The organism is Escherichia sp. KCJ4928, assembly GCF_004352695.1.
GTDB lineage: Bacteria > Pseudomonadota > Gammaproteobacteria > Enterobacterales > Enterobacteriaceae > ECMA0423.
Genome location: NZ_SJWV01000058.1, coordinates 1 through 23,320, shown reverse-complemented (window position 1 = coordinate 23,320; position 23,320 = coordinate 1). Strand labels below are relative to the sequence as shown.

The window sequence follows — 23,320 nt, the reverse complement described above, 5'->3', positions numbered from 1 at the left end:
CCACCGCCAGTGGTCCGGTGAACTCCAGCGCCACCGCAATACCCAGCGGTACTGTCTGAATAGAAAGATAAAAAAGATAATTCATCCCACCCAGCGAAACGCCGTAAAACAACAGCGGTAACCGTTGCTCTTTGGCAAAGCGCAGTCGCCATGGCTTAAAGAACGCGATGAGGATCAGCGTTCCTAATGCCAGACGCAGCGCAGTGACACCCGGTGCGCCCACCAGAGGAAAAAGTGACTTAGCTAACGAGGCTCCACCCTGAATAGACGCCATGGCAACGAGCAATATGATTATTGGTAACCAGACCGGCATTTTACGTAATGAACCAGGCATCCTTTCTCCCACAAATATCTAGACTTAAGTAAAGCGTGGAGTGTACTGGATATACCCAATGCTGGTTGAGCATTTGTTGAAAAAATTTTCCCCCGTTTTGACTAAAATGCGCCAGGATTGATGGAATCATTAGTCTGGTGATTAGGAATAATCTGGATGAATGACAGGGAAAACATGCGTAATACTTACGCAGTTCTCTGAAAAAGTGATTTAAATTTAGATGGATAGCGGTGTATGGAAACGTTCTGTTACATGAAATGGCCCGTTAGACATCACAAATCGCGAAGAGTTTCCCATTAATTTTTGATATATTTAAAACTTAGGACTTATTTGAATCACATTTGAGGTGGTTATGAAAAAAATTGCATGTCTTTCAGCACTGGCCGCAGTTCTGGCTTTCACCGCAGGTACTTCCGTAGCTGCGACTTCTACCGTAACTGGCGGTTACGCACAGAGCGACGCTCAGGGCCAAATGAACAAAATGGGCGGTTTCAACCTGAAATACCGCTATGAAGAAGACAACAGCCCGCTGGGTGTGATCGGTTCTTTCACTTACACCGAGAAAAGCCGTACTGCAAGCTCTGGTGACTACAACAAAAACCAGTACTACGGCATCACTGCTGGTCCGGCTTACCGCATTAACGACTGGGCAAGCATCTACGGTGTAGTGGGTGTGGGTTATGGTAAATTCCAGACCACTGAATACCCGACCTACAAACACGACACCAGCGACTACGGTTTCTCCTACGGTGCTGGTCTGCAGTTCAACCCGATGGAAAACGTTGCTCTGGACTTCTCTTACGAGCAGAGCCGTATTCGTAGCGTTGACGTAGGCACCTGGATTGCCGGTGTTGGTTACCGCTTCTAATCACTTTGGTGATATAAAAAATCCGCCTCTCGGGGCGGATTTTTGTTTTTAAGGTTTCGGGTCGAAAATATCGGTTCCGAGATGGTTGTAATCCACCTTCTGTAACTGGAAGTTGGTGATGTATATCGGCCCGGCTTTCTTCTCAGATATAAACGGGTATTTGATATTTATTTCCTTCGCTTTAATTCCCGTCCACTGCGAGAAAAAGCCTAAGAAGTCATTGGCTGAGCGGCGGGCTTTAATCACCCGATGCGCTTTATCGTCGCTGGAAATGACCATAAAAGGCACCTGGAAATTTTGCTGATATTTATCATCATGGGCAAGGTATTGCACGTCTTTGCCGCGCTCTTTAAAGGCCAGACCGTGGTCAGAAAAGTAAACCAGAGAGAAGCTGCTGCCGCTGTTGCGTAACTGATCGTACAGCTTGCGCAGTAAATCGTCCGTTTGCGTCATGGTATAGAGATAGCACGACGTTTCTTTCGATTGCACAAAGGTTTCGTATTTGCCTTGTGTCCTGTCGCAGGCCTGCGGATGCGAGCCCATCAGATGCAGAACAATCAGCTGCGGTTGCGAGTGCTCTTGCGCCAGCACTTGAGCGGTCATATCCAGTAACGCTTCGTCTTTCGTGTTTTTATCTGCTTCAAAATTACCTTCTTTCAGGAAGTACACTTCATCTGCACGTTTGGCGATGCTGGCGATAGCAGTATCGTATTCGCCGATTTGGCCCTGGTTGGAAAACCACCAGGTCTGGAAGCCCGCGCGATTTGCCAGGGTGACAAAGTTATCCTGAAACTGTGGTTTGCCATCGACTACGCGATTGAGCGTTAAGCCAAGCGATTTCTGCGTGGAGCCACTGGCGGCAATGTAGTCAGCAAATATCAAACCGTTAACGCTGCTGGCAAACGGGGTATTGTCCCAGTGACCGCCAAAGGCACCGAGGGCATCGCGACGCGCGCTTTCACCGATCACCACCACATAGGTCTGATACTTCGGCTTAACGGCAGTGACCGTCCAGGTATCTTTCATTCCGGAAAGTTTTGCCATCCGTTCTTGCTCTTCAATCACCTCGTTATTATTGACGATGACATCCTTAGCAAAACGAAATACCGGATAGCCAGTATCTTTCAGTTTAAATACGCCACCCCAGGCCAGGTTTTGCACGGGAGCAACAAAAAATGTCGCCACACTGAATACCAGACACAGGCTGTCGAAGGTATTCCAGCGCGCTTTTTCATTCTCTTTTTTTCGCCTGATTGCTATTACGCCGAGCGCAAAAATAAATAAGCCGACCAGGTAGCTGTACCACGGAAAAATCGTCAGGATTTCGGTCGACTCTTCCATATTGGTGGAGTGCAATGCCAGCAATGTATTGAAATTAGGCGCGCCGTAGGCCTGAGCAAAAGGGAAATAACAAGCCGCCACCAGCGAACTGACACCGACCAGAACTTTTTGTACGCGAGGCAATGTTCGCCATAGCAAAAGCAAAATAGCCGTAAACGCAGCGGTGTAGAGCAAACTGAAGGGGTAACCTAAGCCGAGGTTAATTAATAGCGACTGTAAAAAGTAGAACGCAGTCCACGGGCTAAATACCCGGCTACGGGTAACAAGCGATTCTTTGAGGGTTAAATTCATATGCCACTATCGTAACAAACGCCATGTGCTTACCCTGGCGTCAAGGGTCAATACCTGCAAGAGTGCGTGAAGAGGGGAAAGGGGTCCGCATCCGCGAGCCGCAATATACGCAGGGCTGCAAGAAGATAGAGCGAGCCGCCGTTCAGGTCAACTACTGACGAACAAATCTTTTGCGAAGGGGATTGCAAATCCGACAAAAAGTGGGGTTTTTCAGACCAAAACGCGTTATGCCTGCATGAAAGCAGGAGTGAAGCGGCGTACCGCGACGCCGCTATTTATCGGAAGGTTTATCTTGCTGCGGTTTGTTGTTGACCATATCGCACAACATAGAGAGCAGCATTAACCGTACTTTAAAGGGAGAATGACTAAACACGCGCATACACCTCTTGAACTCATTCATAAGACCTCCTGACTTGCTAATCCCGTCGATCCTTGAGGGATGATTGCATTACATACAGATATAGCACAGGCTATATTATATAGCTATTGCTAAAACGTTAATTTTTTGTACCTTCGCAACTCTGGTTTACAATGTGCGCACGAAATGAGAACGCTATGTATGCGTCACCATAATGAGGAAGCACAATGAGTCGTCGCGCAGGTACGCCAACAGCAAAAAAAGTGACGCAGTTAGTGAACGTGGAAGAGCACGTTGAAGGGTTCCGCCAGGTCAGAGAGGCACATCGGCGCGAGCTTATTGATGATTACGTTGAGCTGATTTCTGACTTGATCAGGGAAGTGGGGGAAGCTCGTCAGGTGGACATGGCTGCTCGTCTGGGAGTTTCGCAACCGACGGTGGCTAAAATGCTTAAGCGGCTGGCAACCATGGGGCTGATTGAAATGATCCCCTGGCGTGGCGTGTTTTTAACGGCAGAAGGAGAGAAGCTGGCGCAGGAAAGCCGCGAGCGACATCAGATAGTTGAAAATTTCTTGTTGGTGTTGGGCGTCAGTCCGGAAATCGCCCGTCGCGACGCGGAAGGCATGGAGCACCATGTTAGTGAAGAGACGCTCGACGCTTTTCGTTTGTTTACCCAGAAACACGGTGCCAAATGAGCCTGCCTTTTTTACGCACGCTGCAAGGCGATCGTTTTTTTCAGTTATTAATTCTTGTTGGTATCGGATTAAGCTTTTTCGTGCCCTTTGCACCGAAATCCTGGCCTGCTGCTATCGACTGGCACACCATCATCACCTTAAGCGGCCTGATGCTGCTGACCAAAGGTGTGGAGTTAAGCGGTTATTTTGATGTGCTGGGGCGCAAAATGGTGCGCCGCTTTGCTACGGAGCGTCGGCTGGCGATGTTTATGGTGCTGGCGGCGGCGCTGCTTTCTACCTTTCTGACCAACGATGTCGCGCTGTTTATTGTTGTTCCGCTGACTATCACGCTAAAAAGACTGTGTGAGATCCCGGTTAATCGGCTGATTATTTTTGAGGCGCTGGCAGTCAACGCTGGTTCGCTACTGACGCCAATTGGCAACCCGCAAAATATTCTTATCTGGGGACGTTCTGGTCTTTCGTTTGCCGGATTTATTGCCCAAATGGCACCGCTGGCTGGCGCAATGATGCTGACGCTCCTGCTCCTGTGCTGGTGTTGTTTCCCTGGAAAGGCGCTGCAATACCATACGGGGGTGCAAACACCGGAGTGGAAACCGCGGCTGGTGTGGAGTTGTCTGGGGCTGTATATCGTCTTTCTGACGGCGCTGGAGTTCAAACAAGAGCTGTGGGGACTGGTGATTGTGGCGGCAGGCTTTGCGCTGCTGGCACGTCGCGTGGTGCTCAGTGTGGACTGGACGCTGCTGCTGGTGTTTATGGCGATGTTTATCGACGTCCATTTACTGACCCAGCTTCCAGCGTTGCAAGGCGTGTTGGGTAACGTGAGTCATCTATCTGAACCCGGGTTATGGTTAACGGCAATCGGTTTATCGCAGGTGATCAGTAACGTGCCGAGTACCATATTGTTGCTGAACTATGTGCCGCCGTCTTTATTACTGGTATGGGCGGTAAACGTAGGTGGCTTTGGGTTATTACCCGGATCGCTGGCAAATTTGATTGCGCTACGTATGGCGAACGATCGCCGCATCTGGTGGCGTTTCCATCTCTATTCAATACCGATGCTGTTGTGGGCGGCGTTGGTGGGATATGTTTTGTTAGTTATACTCCCGGCCAACTAGGGTCTGGCAAATAAAAAAGCGGATTATGAGTCCGCCTTTTGCTTTAAGTTTTGAAGATTAATTCAGACGAACCGGCATCCCGGAGCGGTTTTTAATCGCTTCATCAAGAACAACCTGGTCAACATCTGGCTGACCGGTCACTGTTTGCACGCTCTTCGTCAGGGTAATTGGCACAATTTCCTGACCTTCAAACTGGGCTTCGGTGGTAGACAGCGGGTTATGGACTTCAATATAACGGCTGCCGTCTGGCTCGGTGGTCGCTTTTACCGGCTCATCAATAAACTGTACGCGGGTACCGACCGGTACTTTCTCGAACAGGAATTTGATGTCTTCGTTACGCAGACGCACACAACCATGACTTACACGCAGGCCGATACCGAAGTTGGCGTTGGTGCCATGGATAGCATACAGGCGACCGATGTAGAGTGCATACAGACCCATCGGGTTATCCGGACCTGCCGGAACGACAGCCGGAAGCGGTTCGCCCGCAGCGCGGTACTCTGCGTGCATTTTGGCGGTCGGCGTCCAGGTCGGGCCTGCTTTCTTACGCTCAACTTTGGTGGTCCAGTTGATAGGCGTATCTTTGCCTAACTGACCAATGCCGATCGGCAGCACGATAACGGTGTTGGTCCCTTTCGGATAGTAATACAGACGCATCTCTGCACTGTTAATGACGATGCCTTCATGAACGGTATCCGGCAGGATCAGCTGCTGCGGAATGTTCAGTACAGTACCGCCTTTCGGCAGGAAGGTATCCACACCCGGGTTCGCTTCCATCATATTGGAAAGCCCCATCTGGTACTCCGCGGCAAAATACTCCAGCGGCTGAGTGTTACCTTCAGGAATGGTGATCACCTGATTCTGACCAACCAGGCGACTCCCGTCGGTTGGCAGAGGATAAGTTACCGCAGAGGCGGTACTGCAAAAGCCGACAACAGCGAAGGCCGCTGCGAATAATGTTTTCAATTTCATATTCATGTTAAGCGAGATTTTGTGCCTGGCAGGCCATTGGGTTGAGAATATTAGAGTATTGGAAGCGCATTATAAGTTCATTCCAGCTCACAGTGAAATCAGATGTGTACGAAATCACATTTTTTGCCTTTGGCTTGAGTGTAGACCTTAAGCGAGGAGCAGGATCTTCTTTCAGACTTATGGCATAATGCGCGGTTTGTCATATCTCTTTTCAGGATACGCCTGTGTTAGTTTCCAGTAACGTCACCATGCAGTTCGGCAGTAAGCCGTTGTTTGAAAACATTTCCGTCAAATTTGGCGGCGGCAACCGTTACGGCCTGATTGGCGCGAACGGTAGTGGTAAATCCACCTTTATGAAGATCCTCGGCGGCGACTTAGAGCCGACTTTGGGTAACGTTTCCCTCGATCCCAACGAGCGCATTGGTAAGCTGCGTCAGGATCAGTTTGCCTTTGAAGAGTTCACTGTGCTGGATACGGTGATCATGGGGCATAAAGAGTTGTGGGAAGTGAAGCAGGAGCGTGACCGCATCTATGCTTTGCCGGAAATGAGTGAGGAAGACGGCTATAAAGTGGCCGATCTGGAAGTTAAATACGGCGAAATGGACGGTTACTCTGCGGAAGCTCGCGCCGGTGAATTGTTGCTTGGCGTGGGAATTCCAGTGGAACAGCACTACGGCCCGATGAGTGAAGTTGCTCCTGGCTGGAAGCTGCGTGTGCTTCTGGCGCAGGCGCTGTTTGCTGATCCGGATATTCTCCTGCTCGACGAACCGACCAACAACCTCGACATCGACACCATTCGCTGGCTGGAACAGGTGCTGAACGAGCGTGACAGCACCATGATCATCATCTCGCACGACCGTCACTTCCTTAACATGGTCTGTACCCACATGGCGGATCTGGATTACGGCGAGCTGCGCGTTTATCCGGGTAACTACGATGAGTACATGACGGCGGCGACCCAGGCGCGTGAACGTCTGCTGGCCGATAACGCCAAGAAGAAAGCGCAGATTGCTGAGTTGCAATCTTTCGTTAGCCGCTTTAGCGCCAACGCCTCGAAATCTCGCCAGGCAACTTCGCGCGCGCGCCAGATTGATAAAATCAAACTGGAAGAGGTGAAAGCCTCCAGCCGTCAGAACCCGTTCATCCGTTTTGAACAGGATAAGAAACTGTTCCGTAACGCGCTGGAAGTGGAAGGTCTGACCAAAGGGTTTGATAACGGTCCACTGTTTAAAAATCTCAACCTGCTGCTGGAGGTCGGTGAAAAACTTGCGGTACTGGGTACCAACGGCGTCGGTAAATCAACGCTGCTGAAAACGCTGGTGGGCGATCTGCAACCGGACAGCGGCACCGTAAAATGGTCTGAAAACGCGCGCATTGGTTACTACGCCCAGGACCACGAATATGAGTTTGAAAATGATCTGACCGTGTTCGAATGGATGAGTCAGTGGAAGCAGGAAGGCGATGACGAGCAGGCGGTACGCAGCATTCTCGGTCGTTTGCTGTTCAGCCAGGACGACATCAAAAAGCCAGCTAAAGTGCTTTCCGGTGGGGAAAAAGGGCGGATGCTGTTTGGTAAGTTAATGATGCAGAAGCCGAACATTCTGATCATGGACGAACCGACCAACCACCTGGATATGGAATCCATCGAGTCACTGAACATGGCGCTGGAACTGTATCAGGGCACGCTGATCTTTGTTTCACACGACCGTGAGTTCGTAAGCTCCCTGGCGACCCGCATTCTGGAAATCACCCCGGAACGCGTGATCGACTTTAGCGGTAATTACGAAGATTACCTGCGTAGTAAAGGGATCGAGTAAGTGATTATCCGTCACCCCGATACTGTCGGGGTGACGGCGGCTGATGACAAATGCAAAATAGCCTGATGCGCTACGCTTATCAGGCCTACGCAGTACCTGTAATATATTGAATCTGCAGGACTTTGTAGGCCAGATAAGCGTAGCGCATCAGGCATTAAGAAAGCGCACTTGTCAGCAATCTGAGTAACGTCGAATCGATTTTCTTAATCCCACATCAATTCACTTCCATTAACTCTCAAACATCCATGCCCAACGCTCGCTTACCGTGAATGTTGAGGTCGGCAAGCGTAAAGCGTCCTTCCCAGTTTGTTTCATAGTCCTCGCGCGGGAAGTCGCCCGGCGATGCGCCTTTTTCCAGTGCGGCCTTCACCTTGTGCGCGTAGGCAAGATTTTTCTCGCACATCGGTGCCGCAGGAATGTACATCACGTTGCCCCAACCCTGTTGATTTTCAACGGGGGCAACGGAATGGATGACGTCGCAGTGCCACCAGACGGAGTCTCCGGCCTAGAGTTTTGGAATGCTGGTTAACGCCTCAATTAACAGTGGATGCCATTGCTCTGATACCGGCAACACTCTTCCGGGCGCTACGCCGCACAGTTCATCCTCCGGCACATCATCAAGCAGCGGACGTAACAGTACGTACGCCATGGCTTCAGGAATGGGCACAACGTGCAGCAACCCCTGACCAGGCAGCATATCAGAGAGCGCTGTCCAGCCCTGGAATGTCCGAAACACGGAACATTTGGTGGTGTTGTCCACCGTGTACTCTTCAACTTCCGTACGATGTGCCGCATGCCAGGGATCATATTGCGCCAGATTGCCATTAAAGACGTTGGCGAAAACGCGCTGATACGCTGGAAGCAGCCAGCGTTCCAGCGCCCCGGAGTCGGTATGCGCTCCAAGACCTTTGGAGGTCGTTCCGGGCGGACGGCGGCGGATACGGTCAGGGTAGATGACGCTCACATCCGGGTTAAACCATTGCTTTCCATCACTTTCAAATGTCCACAGACGATTGAGAAACGACTGCGCATTCGCCATTTCTTCACTCTGGCGGGCCTGCATTTGCGCCTGCGACCAGTAGATGGGGTAAATCTCGGGACGTGAAGCGCTGAGCGTCCCGAAGAAATTATCGCCGGGGCCTTTGTAGACCTCGTCAAAGCGGTTGCGGTCCAGATAGTCCAGCATCGACTGATCCCAGCCTAGCGCTTGTTCGCGGGGGAAATGGCCTTTTATCACCGCACAACCGCGACGTTTAATCTGTTCGCGCTGCTCTGCAGTAACATGACCTGCTTTGATATCGGCATAAGACAGCACCGGCCAGACGGCATCGCCCTGTGCTTTGAGTGCGTTGATTTCAGCCACTCGCGTGGCAATGTCATCGCTTAGCTGATTAAAGATCTGCTGGACGTCGCCAAGCTGCGCCCGCAGCGCGTGCTTCATCTGACGGATAGCTGCTTTGTGATCGGCAGGCAATGTGTCGCTGGTAAAAGTAGAAGCCATAACCACCTCTCATTAACTTTCATTCGAAACCATTCTGATTTGCATGTGACAATATAAGTTATAAATAAGTTAATGCAAGTTTAATGATTTGATGTGATGTACAGGATGTAAAAAGAAGGGAAAACCGGAGCGCACGGCTCCGGTAGAGAGGTCAGCTGTTAAAAGGGGATGTGTTATCCAGCACCGCCTGAATCACATTCAGCGCGCCTTCATGATTATTATCATCGGTAGCGTAACGGGCGATTTGTTTAATGTTTTCCGCAGCATTGCCCATCGCAAAGGAATAACGCGCCATTTTCAGCATCTCCGCATCGTTACCGCTGTCGCCAATCGCTACCACATTTTGCGGTGACAGATCCCAGCGTTTCAGTAACCGCGAAATACCGTTTGCTTTATGTAGACCGGGAATAATCAGGTCGATAAAGCCAAAACCACTGGTGACGGGTTTCATAATGCCATCGAGCGCTATGTGCAGTTTGTCGATCACTAACGGGATTTGTTCATCTGGCAGGTTGAGCGAAAACTTGAACAGTACGTCGTCAATCTCCTGATAATCTTTTACAGCTTTCAGGCGATGGTAGTGTTTTGCCATCAGTGCGACAAATGCTTCGGGGGCATTTTCGCTGACATATGCACTTTGCAGACCGCAGGCGACAAAATTGAGTTGCTTATCTTTTAGCAACTCGCCAATAACAATCCGCGATTCATGTCGGGTCAGTTCGCCGTGGAACAGTTGCTTGCCATGTTCGTAAACCAGTGCGCCGTTTTCCGCGACAAAAGAGATCTCATCCTTTAGCTCAGGAAAGAACGAAATAAGCTGGTAATACTGATTACCGCTGGCGACAACGAACTTAATGCCGCGCTTTTTCAGTTCCTGATATTGCGCCATAAAATGTGGTTGGTTGTACGTTTTGGCGTCGTTAAGAAAAGTACCGTCCATGTCTGTGACGATAACTTTTACGCTCATAGGTGTGCTCCTGGCTCGAAAATGAAACCGTAACAGTGTAATAACAATGTGACGCAGAGCACAAATTATATTTCGAATGAAAGTAAGGATGAAATTGATGATGTGAATGATTTAGCCCGGCGACGACGCCGCCGGGCCGAGGAGATTACAGCATATGTTCAGTACGGGCGATGATATCGTCCTGTGCGTCTGGAGAGAGCGCGGTGAAGAAGGCGGAATAGCCCGCGACACGCACTACCAGATCGCGGTACTGATCCGGATGTTTTTTCGCCTCCAGCAGCGTTTCGCGGGAAACGATGTTGTACTGAATATGCCAGCCTTTATGCACTTCAAAGAAGGTGCGCAGCAGGATCATCAGTTTCTGCTTGTCAGATTCGTTCTCCAGTGTTGCTGGATTCAGTTTCTGGTTGAGCAACACGCCGCCGAGAATCGCTGCCGTAGGCAGTTTACCCACCGAGCCAATGACCGCAGTAGGGCCAAGATGATCAGTACCAGAGGCCGGACTAGCGCCTTCTGCCAGCGGGGTGTGGGCTTTACGCCCGTCCGGCGTTGCCATAGTTTGCGCGCCAAACGGTACGTTAGCGGAGATAGACGAGGTACCCGCGTAATAGTTGCCGCCAACCGGACCACGACCGTAGCGCGGGTTATGGTACTGTTTCAGTTCGTCGATATAGGTCTGATAAGCGCGAGCCAGCAGCGTATCGACGGTATCATCGTCGTTGCCGTACTTCGGCGCACCGTTAATCAGCCGCTGACGCAGTTGCTCATGAGTCAGGCCATCGAAGTCATCCGCCAGTGCGGCAGCCAGCTGTTGCTGACCAATCGCACCCTGTTCAAACACCAGTTTCTTCACTGCCGCCAGGCTGTTGCCGAGGTTGGCAATGCCAACCTGCAGGCCAGAAACCCAGTCATATTTCGCGCCGCCTTGCTTGATACTTTTCGCTCGCTCAATACAGTCATCCACCAGCGCCGAGCAGAGAATATCGTGTACGTTCTCTTCCAGCATGGTGTCGACGACATATTCGATTTCGATTGATTTACGCGTGTAATAACGGATTTGCGTATCCCACGCGTCCATTACTTCATCGAAATTGTTAAAGTTGCCTGCCGACAACGCTTTTTCTTGTGGCAGGAACACTTTGCCGCTGGTGGCATCACGCCCGCCTTCCAGCGCCGCCAGCATCACGCGGGCGAAGTTGATAAAGCTCATGCCGGTACAGCGATAGCCCCATTTGCCACCGACGGCGGTTTCGATACAACCAATCGCTGCGTAGTCGTAAGCGTCCTGCGGTTCAATACCGAGTTTAATAAATTCCGGGATCACGATTTCGTCGTTGTTGAACGCCGGCATCCCGAAGCCGCAACGGATCACCTGTACGCAGGCGTCGAGGAAATCATTACTCATTCCTGCATGGTAACGCACGCTGAGGTTAGGCTGAGTGGAACGCAGGCGACCGCAGGATTCGAGGATCGCGTAAGAGAGTGGATTCACCGCGTCCATTGGTTGACCATCAACCAGAGTTTGTCCGCCAATGGTGACGTTCTGATACAGCGGACTTCCCGCAGAGGCTTTTGAGTGTGAGCCGGAGCGGATCTTGTTCACTTCCAGCAGTTTCAGCCAGCAGCTATGCAGCATCTCGATGGCGTGTTCGCGATCCAGCGTCTGGTTGAGTTCAACGTCGCGGCGATAGTACGGGTAGAGATACTGGTCCATACGACCAAACGATACTGAGTGACCGTTAGATTCGATCTGCAAAATCAACTGGATGAAGTAACACAGTTGCAGCGCCTGCCAGAAAGTCTGCGGCGGCTGGTGGGCGATAAGATCGCAGTTTTCTGCCATCGTCAGCAGTTCATCGCGACGGCTTTCGCGAGTTTCGGTAGCAGCCATTTCACGCGCCAGGGCAGCGAAACGTTCAATGTGTTCACTGACTGCCACCAGCACGATATCAATCGCTTTCAGGAATTGTTCGCCATGTAAATCTTCCAGCACCGTCAGATTGATGCGCGAGCGACGTTCCGCTACTTTCTCACGCAGACCATCAAGACCTTTTTCCAGCAGCAGCGGGAAATTCACCGCCAGGTGCGCATCGCCGGAGGTCATATTGCCTTCCGCTTTAATGATTCCGGTCGCCAGCAGACCTTTTTGCTCATCGGTAAACATGCCGTAGCAGCGATCCTGTACGGTCTGACCGCGCCACCACGGGCACACTTCATGCAGAACGCGTTTGTTCTCTTCGCTCACCGCAAAGCCAGCACCGGGACGATCTGCCAGATCATCAATCTCTTTTTCGATCCACGAGACAGTATATTCCGGGAAGATCGGCGCGGCGCGAACTTCGCTTGCCTGGTTGCCAATGATCAACTCATCGTGTTTGATCCAGATGGTGCGATTCGCCAGGTGATGCGCCAGTGCCAGCGCGCGACGTACCGGGATCGGCTTATCGAGATGTTGTTGATACATCTCGGTATAGTGCTGCGCGCGCTCGGTACAGACTGGCGGTTTCACAATATGCACCAGCGCATTTTTGTGCGCTTTAATGCGGTCGCTGAGCGTGTCCAGTTTCAGTGTGGTCATGGTTGTTATCCTCGTAAGGTCGCGGTTAACCCTTTCTGGCAGGCATACTGCTGGGCAAAGTCGAGCAGTTCTGGCGCATCAAGCGGTTTTTCCGGGGCGTCATAGGGCAGATTAAGTAAGTGATATTTGTTGATGCCCAGCGTGTGGTAGGGCAGAAAATGAATTTCGCCAACGTGCAGCTCGTCGGCGGCAAAATCGGTAATGGCTTTTACAGAGGTTTCGTCGGCATTAAAGCCCTGAATCAGCGGCACGCGGATAATGATTTTTTTGCCCGCTGCGGCGAGTTTTTTCAGGTTATCCAGCACTCTGGCGGCGTTACCGTCGGTCCACTGTTTAAACGGCGCGTCGGCAACGTGTTTTAAATCGGCAAGAAACAGATCGATATAGGGCAGAGAAGGGGCGATATATTTCCACGACACATGCAGACAGGTTTCTACCGCAGTATGAATGCCTGCCTCGTGGCTGGCTTGCAGTAGCGCCATCGCCATTTCCGGCTGCATAAAGGGCTCACCACCCGAAAGCGTTAAACCGCCGCCGCTGCGATCATAAAACGGTTTATCGCGCAGAACGGTCGTCATGATCTCCTCAACGCTTTTCACTTCACCACACACGGTTAATGCCTGTGTCGGACAGCAGTCGGTTAACGCCGTCAGATGCTCCGGGGTTAACTTTTCCCGATGAATAAGCAAACCATTCAGCGCGCGCTCAATCACTTCCGGCGCGGCCTTAGCGCACAGCTCGCAGCCTTCCAGACACAGTCGTGCGTCATACAGCAGATCCTGCGTGCGGGCGCGGCTTTCCGGGTTCTGACACCAGCGGCAGCCCAGCGAACAGCCTTTAAGAAATACGACCGTGCGGATACCGGGGCCATCATGGGTCGAGTAGCGCTGAATATTGAAAATCATAGTTGCCTCTCTGTTTCGTTCAAACATTAAAATACTTTCGAATGAAAGTTAGATTGATGTGCGTCAACTGTTCAGAGAGTTTTCCCGTGATAGTCTACATTCAGACAAAAAGTACATTTTGAGGATGGTTATGGAACTGTATCTGGATACTTCAGACGTTGTTGCGGTGAAGGCGCTGTCACGTATTTTTCCGCTGGCGGGTGTGACCACTAACCCAAGCATTATCGCCGCGGGTAAAAAACCGCTGGATGTTGTGCTTCCGCAACTTCATGAAGCGATGGGCGGTCAGGGGCGTCTGTTTGCCCAGGTAATGGCTACCACTGCTGAAGGGATGGTGAATGACGCACGTAAATTGCGTTCTATTATTGCGGATATCGTGGTGAAAGTTCCGGTGACCGCCGAGGGGCTGGCAGCTATTAAGATGTTAAAAGCGGAAGGGATTCCAACGCTGGGAACCGCGGTATATGGCGCAGCACAAGGGCTGCTGTCGGCGCTGGCAGGTGCGGAATATGTTGCGCCTTACGTTAATCGTATTGATGCTCAGGGCGGTAGCGGCATTCAGACTGTGACCGACTTACACCAGTTATTGAAAATGCATGCGCCGCAGGCGAAAGTGCTGGCAGCGAGTTTCAAAACCCCGCGTCAGGCGCTGGACTGCTTACTGGCAGGATGTGAATCAATTACGCTGCCACTGGATGTGGCACAACAGATGATTAGCTATCCGGCGGTGGAAGCCGCTGTGGCGAAGTTTGAACAGGACTGGCTGGGAGCGTTTGGCAGAACGTCGATTTAACCGGACGTTCTGCATCCTCATAAATTGCTGATGACGTGGCGGAGTGCCGCGTCTTATCTGGCCTGGAGGTGGCAATTACTGCCCGCACACCTCACACCCCGGATTGCGCATCAGTTTCATTTCGCGAAACTGACAGGTCATCGCATCGTACATGACGATTTTCCCGCTGGCCGGTTTGCCATAACCTGCCAGCAGTTTGATCGCTTCCATTGCCTGCAACGAACCAATTACGCCGATCAACGGTGCCATCACGCCTGCTTCTACGCAGGTTAATGCGTTCTCGCCAAACAAACGGCTAAGGCAGCGATAGCACGGTTCGCCGTCCTGATAAGTGAAGACCGTGATTTGCCCTTCCATACGAATTGCCGCGCCGGAAACCAGCGGCACCTTCGCGGCAAAACAGCCAGCGTTCAGTTGATTACGCACCGCAACGTTATCCGTACAGTCGAGTACCAGATCGTGTTTTGCAATCATCGCAGCAAGTTCAGCGTCATCAAGCAGTGCATTGACTGGCGTAATCGCGATATGTGGGTTGATCCGCGTCATGGCGTCACGGGCGGATTCTACCTTCGGTTGCCCGACCGTAGCATCACTGTGCAGCGTCTGGCGTTGCAGATTCGAGAGCGAAACCGAGTCGAAGTCGAGCAGCGTCAGGTTGCCAACACCGGCGCTTGCCAGATACTGCGAAGCTGCGCAGCCGAGTCCACCGAGGCCGACTACCAGCACACGAGAATCTTTTAGCGCCTCCTGACCGTCAAAATCAAAACCGCGCAGAATGATTTGCCGGTTGTAGCGCAGCATCTCCTGATCGCTGAGTTCCGCCATTACAGGCCTCCGAACAACGCGTTAAACGGTTCTACTTCCACCCATTCGCCCACTTCCACATTGCCGCGATCGCGTTCCAGCACGATAAAGCAGTTGCCGAGACTAAAGGAGCTAAATATATGTGAACCCTGATGTCCGGTGGTCGTCACTTCAAGTTCACCGTCGGCGTTGCGTTGCAGCACGCCGCGCTGGAAATCAAGACGTCCTGGCGTTTTTTTCAGGCGGGACGCTGTGCGTACGCGCTGGCGCGCGGGCAGGCCGCTGGCGGTGTTGCCGCTTAGTTTTGCCAGCAAAGGCTGTACCAGTTGATAGAAGGTCAGCGTCGCTGAAACCGGGTTGCCCGGCAGGCCGCAGAACCAGCTATTGCTGAGTTTACCGAACGCGAACGGTTTACCTGGTTTAATCGCCAGCTTCCAGAAGGCGATCTCCCCCAGCTCTTCAAGAATCGTTTTGGTGTAATCCGCTTCACCCACTGAAACACCGCCGGAACTGATCACTACATCCGCCTGGCTGTCGGCTTCAATAAATGCGGCGCGCAGGGCATGGGGATCGTCGCGGATAATCCCTAAGTTGATTACCTCGCAACCCAGCTGTTCTAACATCAGGTGTACGGCGAGACGGTTGGTGTCGTAGATTTGGCCGTCGCCCAGCGGCTGACCGGGCAACTGGAGTTCATCACCGGTAGAAAAAAGCGCTACACGCACTTTACGAATCACCGGAACTTCGGCAATCCCCAGTGAAGCAATTACTGGCAGCTCTGCGGTAGTCAGGCGAGTTCCCGCCGGGAAAACAACCGCACCTGCAGAGATATCTTCACCGCGACGGCGAATATTTTGCCCGCTACGCACTTCAGCAGTAAAACGCACGCCATTGTCCGTTTGTTCAGTCTGCTCCTGCATCACCACCGCTTCGCAGCCTTCCGGCACCGGCGCACCGGTCATAATACGAATGCAGGTGCCCGCAGGCCATTCACCATGATACGGCTGACCGGCAAAGGATTTACCGGCAACGGGCAGCGGTTGCCTGGAGGCAATATCGGCTAAACGCACCGCGTAGCCGTCCATTGCGGAGTTATCAAAGCCCGGAACATCAAGCGGCGAAACGACATCGCTCGCCAGAATACGACCAAAACACTGTACCAGTGGCAGCGTTTCCTGGGCGGTCAGTGGGGTGACGCGAGAAAGCATCTCATTAAGCGCGGTGTCGAGCGACATCAATCCGGTGGTAAATTCCATGAAAACACTCCTGCGGAGGCAAAATCGAATTTGCCTATTATGTCAGAAAAACGCCACAGACTGTATGCCACCTCGGGCGTAGCGTTGGCTCCTGCCTTTACATGCCATATCCATCTTTCTATATTCAAAAATTGAATGAGTAATTCATAAAAATTCTGATATTTATAGCAAAAGTGGCGAGCCACCCTTAATGGACGAATACTATGGGCAAAGCAGTCATTGCAATTCATGGTGGCGCAGGTGCAATTAGCCGCGCGCAGATGAGTCTGCAACAGGAATTACGCTACATTGAGGCGTTGTCTGCCATTGTTGAAACCGGGCAGAAAATGCTGGAAGCGGGCGAAAGTGCGCTGGATGTGGTGACGGAAGCGGTGCGTCTGCTGGAAGAGTGTCCACTGTTTAACGCCGGAATTGGCGCTGTCTTTACGCGTGATGAAACCCATGAACTGGACGCCTGTGTGATGGATGGTAACACCCTGAAAGCCGGTGCGGTGGCGGGCGTTAGTCATCTGCGTAATCCGGTTCTTGCCGCCCGGCTGGTGATGGAGCAAAGCCCGCATGTGATGATGATTGGCGAAGGGGCAGAAAATTTTGCGTTTGCTCGTGGCATGGAGCGCGTCTCGCCGGAGATTTTCTCCACGCCTTTGCGTTATGAACAACTACTGGCAGCGCGCAAGGAAGGGGCAACCGTCCTCGACCATAGCGGTGCGCCACTGGATGAAAAACAGAAAATGGGCACCGTGGGGGCCGTGGCGTTGGATTTAGACGGCAATTTGGCGGCAGCCACGTCCACAGGCGGAATGACCAATAAATTACCCGGACGAGTTGGCGATAGTCCCTTAGTGGGTGCCGGATGCTACGCCAATAACGCCAGTGTGGCGGTTTCTTGTACCGGCACGGGCGAAGTCTTCATCCGCGCGCTGGCGGCATATGACATCGCCGCGTTAATGGATTACGGCGGATTAAGTCTCGCGGAAGCCTGCGAGCGGGTAGTAATGGAAAAACTCCCTGCGCTTGGCGGTAGCGGTGGCTTAATCGCTATCGACCATGAAGGGAATGTCGCGCTACCGTTTAACACCGAAGGAATGTATCGCGCCTGGGGCTACGCAGGCGATACGCCAACCACCGGTATCTACCGTGAAAAAGGGGACACCGTTGCCACACAGTGATGAACTTGATGCCGGTAATGTGCTGGCGGTTGAAAATCTGAATATTGCCTTTATGCAGGACCAGCAGAAAATAGCTGCGGTCCGCAATCTCTCTTTTAGTCTGCAACGCGGTGAGACGCTGGCAATTGTTGGCGAATCCGGCTCCGGTAAGTCAGTGACTGCGTTGGCATTGATGCGCCTGTTGGAACAGGCGGGCGGTTTAGTACAGTGCGATAAAATGCTGTTGCAGCGGCGCAGTCGCGAAGTGATTGAACTTAGCGAGCAGAGCGCTGCACAAATGCGCCATGTTCGCGGTGCGGATATGGCGATGATATTTCAGGAGCCGATGACATCGCTGAACCCGGTATTTACTGTGGGTGAACAGATTGCCGAATCAATTCGTCTGCATCAGAACGCCAGTCGTGAAGAAGCGATGGTCGAGGCGAAGCGGATGCTGGATCAGGTACGCATTCCTGAGGCACAAACCATTCTTTCACGTTATCCGCATCAACTCTCTGGCGGGATGCGCCAGCGAGTGATGATTGCGATGGCGCTGTCATGCCGCCCGGCGGTGCTGATTGCCGATGAGCCAACCACCGCGCTGGATGTCACTATTCAGGCGCAGATCCTGCAATTAATCAAAGTATTGCAAAAAGAGATGTCGATGGGCGTTATCTTTATCACTCACGATATGGGCGTGGTGGCAGAGATTGCCGATCGGGTACTGGTGATGTATCAGGGCGAGGCGGTGGAAACGGGTACCGTCGAACAGATTTTTCATGCACCGCAACATCCTTACACCCGTGCGCTGTTAGCTGCTGTTCCGCAACTTGGTGCGATGAAAGGGTTAGATTATCCCCGACGTTTCCCGTTGATATCGCTTGAACATCCAGCGAAACAGGCCTCCCCCATCGAGCAGAAAACGGTAGTGGATGGCGAACCTGTTTTACGAGTGCGTAATCTTGTCACCCGTTTCCCTTTGCGCAGCGGTTTGTTGAATCGCGTAACGCGGGAAGTGCATGCCGTTGAGAAAGTCAGTTTTGATCTCTGGCCTGGCGAAACGCTATCGCTGGTGGGCGAGTCTGGCAGCGGTAAATCCACTACCGGGCGGGCGTTGCTGCGCCTGGTCGAATCGCAGGGCGGCGAAATTATCTTTAACGGTCAGAGAATCGATACCTTGTCACCCGGCAAACTTCAGGCATTGCGCCGGGATATTCAGTTTATTTTTCAGGACCCTTACGCTTCGCTGGACCCACGTCAGACCATCGGTGATTCGATTATCGAACCGCTGCGTGTACACGGTTTATTGCCAGGTAAAGAAGCGGCTGCACGCGTTGCGTGGTTGCTGGAGCGCGTGGGCCTGTTACCTGAACATGCCTGGCGTTACCCGCATGAGTTTTCCGGCGGTCAGCGCCAGCGCATCTGCATTGCTCGCGCGTTGGCATTGAATCCGAAAGTGATCATTGCCGACGAAGCCGTCTCGGCGCTGGATGTTTCTATTCGCGGGCAGATTATCAACTTGTTGCTCGATCTCCAGCGTGATTTCGGCATTGCGTATCTGTTTATCTCCCACGATATGGCCGTGGTAGAGCGGATTAGTCATCGTGTGGCGGTGATGTATCTCGGACAAATTGTTGAAATTGGTCCACGGCGCGCGGTCTTCGAAAACCCGCAGCATCCTTATACGCGTAAATTACTGGCGGCAGTTCCGGTCGCTGAACCGTCCCGACAACGACCGCAGCGTGTACTGCTGTCGGACGATCTTCCCAGCAATATTCATCTGCGTGGCGAAGAGGTGGCAGCCGTCTCGTTGCAATGCGTCGGGCCGGGGCATTACGTCGCACAACCACAATCAGAATACGCATTCATGCGTAGATAACATTCAGGCGGAGAATAAAATGGCAAGAGCTGTACACCGTAGTGGGTTAGTGGAGTTGGGCATTGCGACAGCGTTGATGGCATCTTGTGCATTCGCTGCCAAAGATGTGGTGGTGGCGGTAGGATCGAACTTCACCACGCTCGATCCGTATGACGCAAATGACACGTTATCTCAGGCCGTAGCGAAATCGTTTTACCAGGGGCTGTTTGGTCTGGATAAAGAGATGAAACTGAAAAACGTGCTGGCGGAGAGTTATACCGTTTCCGATGACGGCCTTACATACACCGTGAAATTGCGGGAAGGAATTAAATTCCAGGATGGCACCGATTTCAACGCAGCGGCGGTAAAAGCGAATCTGGACCGGGCCAGCGATCCGGCGAATCATCTTAAACGCTATAACCTGTATAAGAATATTGCCAAAACGGAGGCGATCGATCCAACAACAGTAAAGATTACTCTCAAACAGCCGTTCTCAGCGTTTATTAATATTCTTGCCCATCCGGCGACCGCGATGATTTCACCGGCAGCGCTGGAAAAATATGGCAAGGAGATTGGTTTTCATCCGGTGGGAACCGGACCGTATGAACTGGATACCTGGAATCAGACCGATTTTGTGAAGGTGAAAAAATTCGCGGGTTACTGGCAGCCAGGATTGCCCAAACTGGACAGCATAACCTGGCGTCCGGTGGCGGATAACAACACCCGCGCGGCAATGCTGCAAACCGGTGAAGCGCAGTTTGCTTTCCCCATTCCCTACGAGCAGGCCACACTGCTGGAGAAAAACAAAAATATCGAGTTGATGGCCAGTCCGTCAATTATGCAGCGTTATATCAGTATGAACGTGACGCAAAAGCCGTTCGATAACCCGAAGGTCCGTGAGGCGCTGAATTACGCCATTAACCGTCCGGCGCTGGTGAAAGTTGCCTTTGCGGGCTATGCAACGCCAGCTACTGGTGTGGTACCGCCAAGTATCGCCTACGCGCAAAGTTATAAACCGTGGCCTTACGATCCAGTGAAAGCGCGCGAATTACTGAAAGAGGCGGGATATCCCAACGGTTTCAGTACCACGCTGTGGTCGTCACATAACCACAGCACCGCGCAGAAAGTGCTGCAATTTACCCAGCAGCAGTTAGCGCAGGTCGGGATTAAAGCCCAGGTGACTGCGATGGATGCCGGACAGCGGGCGGCAGAAGTTGAAGGTAAAGGGCAAAAAGAGAGCGGCGTGCGGATGTTCTACACTGGCTGGTCGGCTTCAACCGGCGAAGCCGACTGGGCACTATCGCCGTTGTTTGCCTCGCAAAACTGGCCACCGACGCTGTTTAATACCGCGTTTTACAGCAATAAACAGGTGGATGACTTCCTGGCTCAGGCACTGAAAACTAATGATCCGGCGGAAAAGACCCGCTTGTATAAGGCGGCGCAGGATATCATCTGGCAAGAGTCGCCGTGGATCCCGCTGGTGGTAGAAAAACTGGTGTCGGCACACAGTAAAAACCTGACCGGTTTTTGGATCATGCCAGACACCGGCTTCAGCTTTGAAGACGCGGATTTGCAATAAGCAACGCAGGGAGTGGAATGCTTAATTACGTTATCAAACGATTACTGGGGTTGATTCCGACGCTGTTTATCGTCTCGGTGCTGGTGTTTTTATTTGTGCATATGCTGCCCGGCGATCCGGCGCGATTGATTGCCGGGCCCGAAGCTGATGCGCAGGTTATAGAACTGGTGCGTCAGCAGCTGGGGTTGGATCAGCCGCTGTATCACCAGTTCTGGCACTATATCAGCAATGCTGTGCAGGGGGATTTTGGCCTGTCGATGGTGTCGCGTCGTCCGGTTGCCGATGAGATTGCCAGCCGCTTTATGCCAACGCTGTGGCTGACCATAACCAGTATGGTCTGGGCGGTGATATTTGGTATGGCGGCGGGAATTATCGCCGCCGTCTGGCGTAATCGTTGGCCGGATCGATTGAGTATGACCATTGCGGTGTCGGGGATCTCGTTTCCGGCATTTGCGCTGGGGATGCTTTTAATTCAGGTATTCTCCGTTGAACTGGGCTGGCTGCCTACCGTGGGAGCAGACAGTTGGCAGCACTACATTTTACCCTCCCTGACGCTCGGCGCGGCAGTGGCAGCCGTGATGGCGCGCTTTACCCGCGCGTCGTTTGTCGATGTTTTAAGCGAAGATTATATGCGTACCGCGAGGGCGAAAGGGGTGAGCGAAACCTGGGTTGTCCTCAAACACGGGCTACGTAACGCGATGATCCCGGTAGTGACCATGATGGGCTTACAGTTTGGCTTTTTGCTCGGTGGTTCTATCGTGGTGGAGAAAGTTTTCAACTGGCCCGGACTTGGACGCTTACTCGTTGACTCCGTAGAAATGCGCGATTACCCGGTGATTCAGGCGGAAATTCTGCTTTTCTCGCTGGAATTTATTCTTATCAACTTAGTGGTGGATGTGCTTTACGCCGCCATTAACCCGGCTATCAGGTACAAGTAAGGATGCGACTATTTAACTGGCGACGTCAGGCGGTGTTAAACGCCATGCCACTGGTCAAACCTGACCAGGTGCGTACACCGTGGCATGAATTCTGGCGACGATTTCGCCGTCAGCATATGGCGATGACCGCCGCATTATTCGTTATTTTATTGATTGTGGTGGCCATTTTTGCACGCTGGATCGCTCCCTATGACGCCGAAAATTATTTTGATTATGACAATCTGAATAACGGACCTTCTTTGCAGCACTGGTTTGGCGTCGATTCACTGGGGCGTGACATTTTCAGCCGTGTCCTGGTTGGTGCGCAAATCTCGCTGGCGGCGGGCGTGTTTGCCGTGTTTATCGGTGCGGCGATAGGGACGTTGCTGGGCTTGCTGGCTGGATATTATGAAGGCTGGTGGGATCGGCTGATCATGCGCATTTGCGATGTGCTGTTTGCCTTCCCGGGTATTTTACTGGCGATCGCTGTTGTTGCGGTGTTGGGAAGCGGCATTGCTAACGTGATTATCGCAGTCGCCATTTTTTCCATCCCCGCGTTTGCCCGCCTGGTGCGCGGCAACACGCTGGTGTTGAAACAGCAAACCTTTATTGAGTCAGCACGCAGTATTGGTGCCAGCGATATGACCATTTTATTGCGTCATATCTTGCCTGGGACCGTCTCGTCTATCGTGGTGTTTTTCACCATGCGCATTGGCACCTCGATTATCTCTGCCGCCAGCCTGTCATTTCTCGGCCTCGGTGCGCAGCCGCCGACACCAGAGTGGGGAGCAATGCTCAATGAGGCACGAGCGGATATGGTTATCGCGCCGCATGTCGCTGTTTTTCCGGCCCTGGCTATTTTTCTGACCGTACTGGCGTTCAATTTGTTGGGCGATGGTTTACGCGATGCGCTGGATCCGAAAATTAAAGGATAGTTACGTTTGAATATTGCTTGAAAGGGTAATCACCTCACAGGCAATTATTGCCCTAAGCAAGTGTTGTAACTTTCTGCTGATTTTGTAGAATCGGGTAATTTGGTTAAAAAGCCGCAGCAAGGGACTATTTTTGCAGCGGCACAGCGTTCAGATAGTTATTTTGTTAAATGTATTAACATGCTGAGTTTATACGAAAAGATAAAGATAAGGCTGATAATTTTATTTTTATTGGCAGCACTGTCATTTATTGGTCTTTTTTTCATCATTAACTATCAACTGGTATCGGAA

General features: G+C 52.0%; 20 protein-coding genes and 2 pseudogenes. 12 read left to right on the top strand and 10 right to left on the bottom strand.

Going from position 1 to position 23,320, the window contains the following annotated elements:
• Window positions 1–334 (bottom strand): annotated as a pseudogene (locus E0D98_RS11120) (EamA family transporter); the annotation flags it as partial.
• A 234-nt stretch (window positions 335–568) separates the two neighbouring features.
• Here E0D98_RS11120 and E0D98_RS11115 point away from each other — a divergent pair.
• Both E0D98_RS11115 and ompX read left to right on the top strand, forming a co-directional pair.
• Window positions 569–634 (top strand): protein YliM, encoded by a 66-nt coding sequence (locus E0D98_RS11115; RefSeq protein ID WP_120795379.1) that lies wholly within the window; start codon window positions 569–571, stop codon window positions 632–634.
• A gap of 52 nt (window positions 635–686) precedes the next feature.
• Window positions 687–1,202 carry an outer membrane protein OmpX gene (gene ompX, locus E0D98_RS11110; protein ID WP_001295296.1) on the top strand — a complete coding sequence of 172 codons (516 nt, stop codon included), beginning with the start codon at window positions 687–689 and terminating at the stop codon, window positions 1,200–1,202.
• A gap of 48 nt (window positions 1,203–1,250) precedes the next feature.
• On the opposite strand, the gene opgE is transcribed toward ompX, so the two are convergent.
• Window positions 1,251–2,834, bottom strand: coding sequence for a phosphoethanolamine transferase (gene opgE, locus E0D98_RS11105; protein ID WP_001054678.1), 1,584 nt, complete (start codon window positions 2,832–2,834; stop codon window positions 1,251–1,253).
• 271 nt (window positions 2,835–3,105) lie between these two features.
• Window positions 3,106–3,234, bottom strand: a complete 129-nt coding sequence (mntS, locus tag E0D98_RS11100) for a manganase accumulation protein MntS (protein WP_001001761.1) — start codon at window positions 3,232–3,234, stop codon at window positions 3,106–3,108.
• Window positions 3,235–3,419: 185 nt separating this feature from the next.
• On the opposite strand from mntS, the gene mntR reads away from it, so the two are divergent.
• Both mntR and E0D98_RS11090 read left to right on the top strand, forming a co-directional pair.
• A complete protein-coding gene (gene mntR / locus E0D98_RS11095) occupies window positions 3,420–3,887 on the top strand; it encodes a manganese-binding transcriptional regulator MntR (RefSeq protein WP_000091016.1) in 468 nt (155 codons plus the stop codon).
• The gene (locus E0D98_RS11090) at window positions 3,884–5,002 is read left to right on the top strand and encodes an anion transporter (RefSeq protein ID WP_000056442.1); all 1,119 of its coding nucleotides are present in this window, start codon (window positions 3,884–3,886) and stop codon (window positions 5,000–5,002) included. The genes mntR and E0D98_RS11090 overlap by 4 nt, the downstream gene beginning before the upstream one ends.
• 57 nt (window positions 5,003–5,059) lie before the next feature.
• Here the strand turns inward: E0D98_RS11090 and ldtB are convergent, their stop codons facing one another.
• Window positions 5,060–5,980 (bottom strand): L,D-transpeptidase, encoded by a 921-nt coding sequence (gene ldtB / locus E0D98_RS11085; RefSeq protein ID WP_001056384.1) that lies wholly within the window; start codon window positions 5,978–5,980, stop codon window positions 5,060–5,062.
• 218 nt (window positions 5,981–6,198) lie between these two features.
• Between ldtB and E0D98_RS11080 the strand changes: the two genes are divergently transcribed.
• On the top strand, window positions 6,199–7,791 hold the full coding sequence (locus E0D98_RS11080; protein ID WP_000961458.1) for an ABC-F family ATPase: 1,593 nt from the start codon (window positions 6,199–6,201) through the stop codon (window positions 7,789–7,791).
• A gap of 235 nt (window positions 7,792–8,026) precedes the next feature.
• Here the strand turns inward: E0D98_RS11080 and E0D98_RS11075 are convergent.
• From E0D98_RS11075 to E0D98_RS11060, 4 genes and pseudogenes are all read right to left on the bottom strand, one after another.
• A pseudogene (locus tag E0D98_RS11075) lies at window positions 8,027–9,292 on the bottom strand (DUF1479 domain-containing protein).
• 151 nt (window positions 9,293–9,443) lie between these two features.
• Window positions 9,444–10,259, bottom strand: coding sequence for a sugar-phosphatase YbiV (ybiV, locus tag E0D98_RS11070; protein ID WP_000114234.1), 816 nt, complete (start codon window positions 10,257–10,259; stop codon window positions 9,444–9,446).
• Window positions 10,260–10,404: 145 nt separating this feature from the next.
• Window positions 10,405–12,837 (bottom strand): glycyl radical protein, encoded by a 2,433-nt coding sequence (locus tag E0D98_RS11065; RefSeq protein WP_000209364.1) that lies wholly within the window; start codon window positions 12,835–12,837, stop codon window positions 10,405–10,407.
• A 5-nt stretch (window positions 12,838–12,842) separates the two neighbouring features.
• Window positions 12,843–13,742 (bottom strand): glycyl-radical enzyme activating protein, encoded by a 900-nt coding sequence (locus tag E0D98_RS11060; RefSeq protein WP_050877139.1) that lies wholly within the window; start codon window positions 13,740–13,742, stop codon window positions 12,843–12,845.
• 130 nt (window positions 13,743–13,872) lie between these two features.
• Here E0D98_RS11060 and fsa point away from each other — a divergent pair, with 130 nt between their 5' ends.
• Window positions 13,873–14,535 carry a fructose-6-phosphate aldolase gene (gene fsa / locus E0D98_RS11055; protein ID WP_000424890.1) on the top strand — a complete coding sequence of 221 codons (663 nt, stop codon included), beginning with the start codon at window positions 13,873–13,875 and terminating at the stop codon, window positions 14,533–14,535.
• Between the two features lie 75 nt (window positions 14,536–14,610).
• On the opposite strand, the gene moeB is transcribed toward fsa, so the two are convergent.
• Together moeB and moeA are read right to left on the bottom strand one after the other, a co-directional pair.
• On the bottom strand, window positions 14,611–15,360 hold the full coding sequence (gene moeB / locus E0D98_RS11050; protein ID WP_000829235.1) for a molybdopterin-synthase adenylyltransferase MoeB: 750 nt from the start codon (window positions 15,358–15,360) through the stop codon (window positions 14,611–14,613).
• Window positions 15,360–16,595, bottom strand: coding sequence for a molybdopterin molybdotransferase MoeA (gene moeA, locus E0D98_RS11045; protein ID WP_000397382.1), 1,236 nt, complete (start codon window positions 16,593–16,595; stop codon window positions 15,360–15,362). The genes moeB and moeA overlap by 1 nt, the downstream gene beginning before the upstream one ends.
• Before the next feature lie 203 nt (window positions 16,596–16,798).
• Between moeA and iaaA the strand changes: the two genes are divergently transcribed.
• The 6 genes from iaaA to E0D98_RS27525 all read left to right on the top strand — a co-directional run.
• Window positions 16,799–17,764, top strand: a complete 966-nt coding sequence (gene iaaA / locus E0D98_RS11040; protein ID WP_000513775.1) for a beta-aspartyl-peptidase — start codon at window positions 16,799–16,801, stop codon at window positions 17,762–17,764.
• The gene (gene gsiA / locus E0D98_RS11035) at window positions 17,751–19,622 is read left to right on the top strand and encodes a glutathione ABC transporter ATP-binding protein GsiA (RefSeq protein ID WP_001396359.1); all 1,872 of its coding nucleotides are present in this window, start codon (window positions 17,751–17,753) and stop codon (window positions 19,620–19,622) included. The genes iaaA and gsiA overlap by 14 nt, the downstream gene beginning before the upstream one ends.
• 19 nt (window positions 19,623–19,641) lie before the next feature.
• The gene (gene gsiB, locus E0D98_RS11030; RefSeq protein ID WP_096855822.1) at window positions 19,642–21,180 is read left to right on the top strand and encodes a glutathione ABC transporter substrate-binding protein GsiB; all 1,539 of its coding nucleotides are present in this window, start codon (window positions 19,642–19,644) and stop codon (window positions 21,178–21,180) included.
• Between the two features lie 17 nt (window positions 21,181–21,197).
• A complete protein-coding gene (gene gsiC / locus E0D98_RS11025; protein WP_000936043.1) occupies window positions 21,198–22,118 on the top strand; it encodes a glutathione ABC transporter permease GsiC in 921 nt (306 codons plus the stop codon).
• A 2-nt stretch (window positions 22,119–22,120) separates the two neighbouring features.
• Entirely contained in the window at window positions 22,121–23,032 is a 912-nt protein-coding gene (gene gsiD / locus E0D98_RS11020) for a glutathione ABC transporter permease GsiD (RefSeq protein WP_001236044.1), read from the top strand.
• A gap of 99 nt (window positions 23,033–23,131) precedes the next feature.
• Window positions 23,132–23,320, top strand: a 189-nt coding sequence (locus E0D98_RS27525) for a hypothetical protein (RefSeq protein WP_096170928.1), incomplete at its 3' end; no start/stop codon positions are given.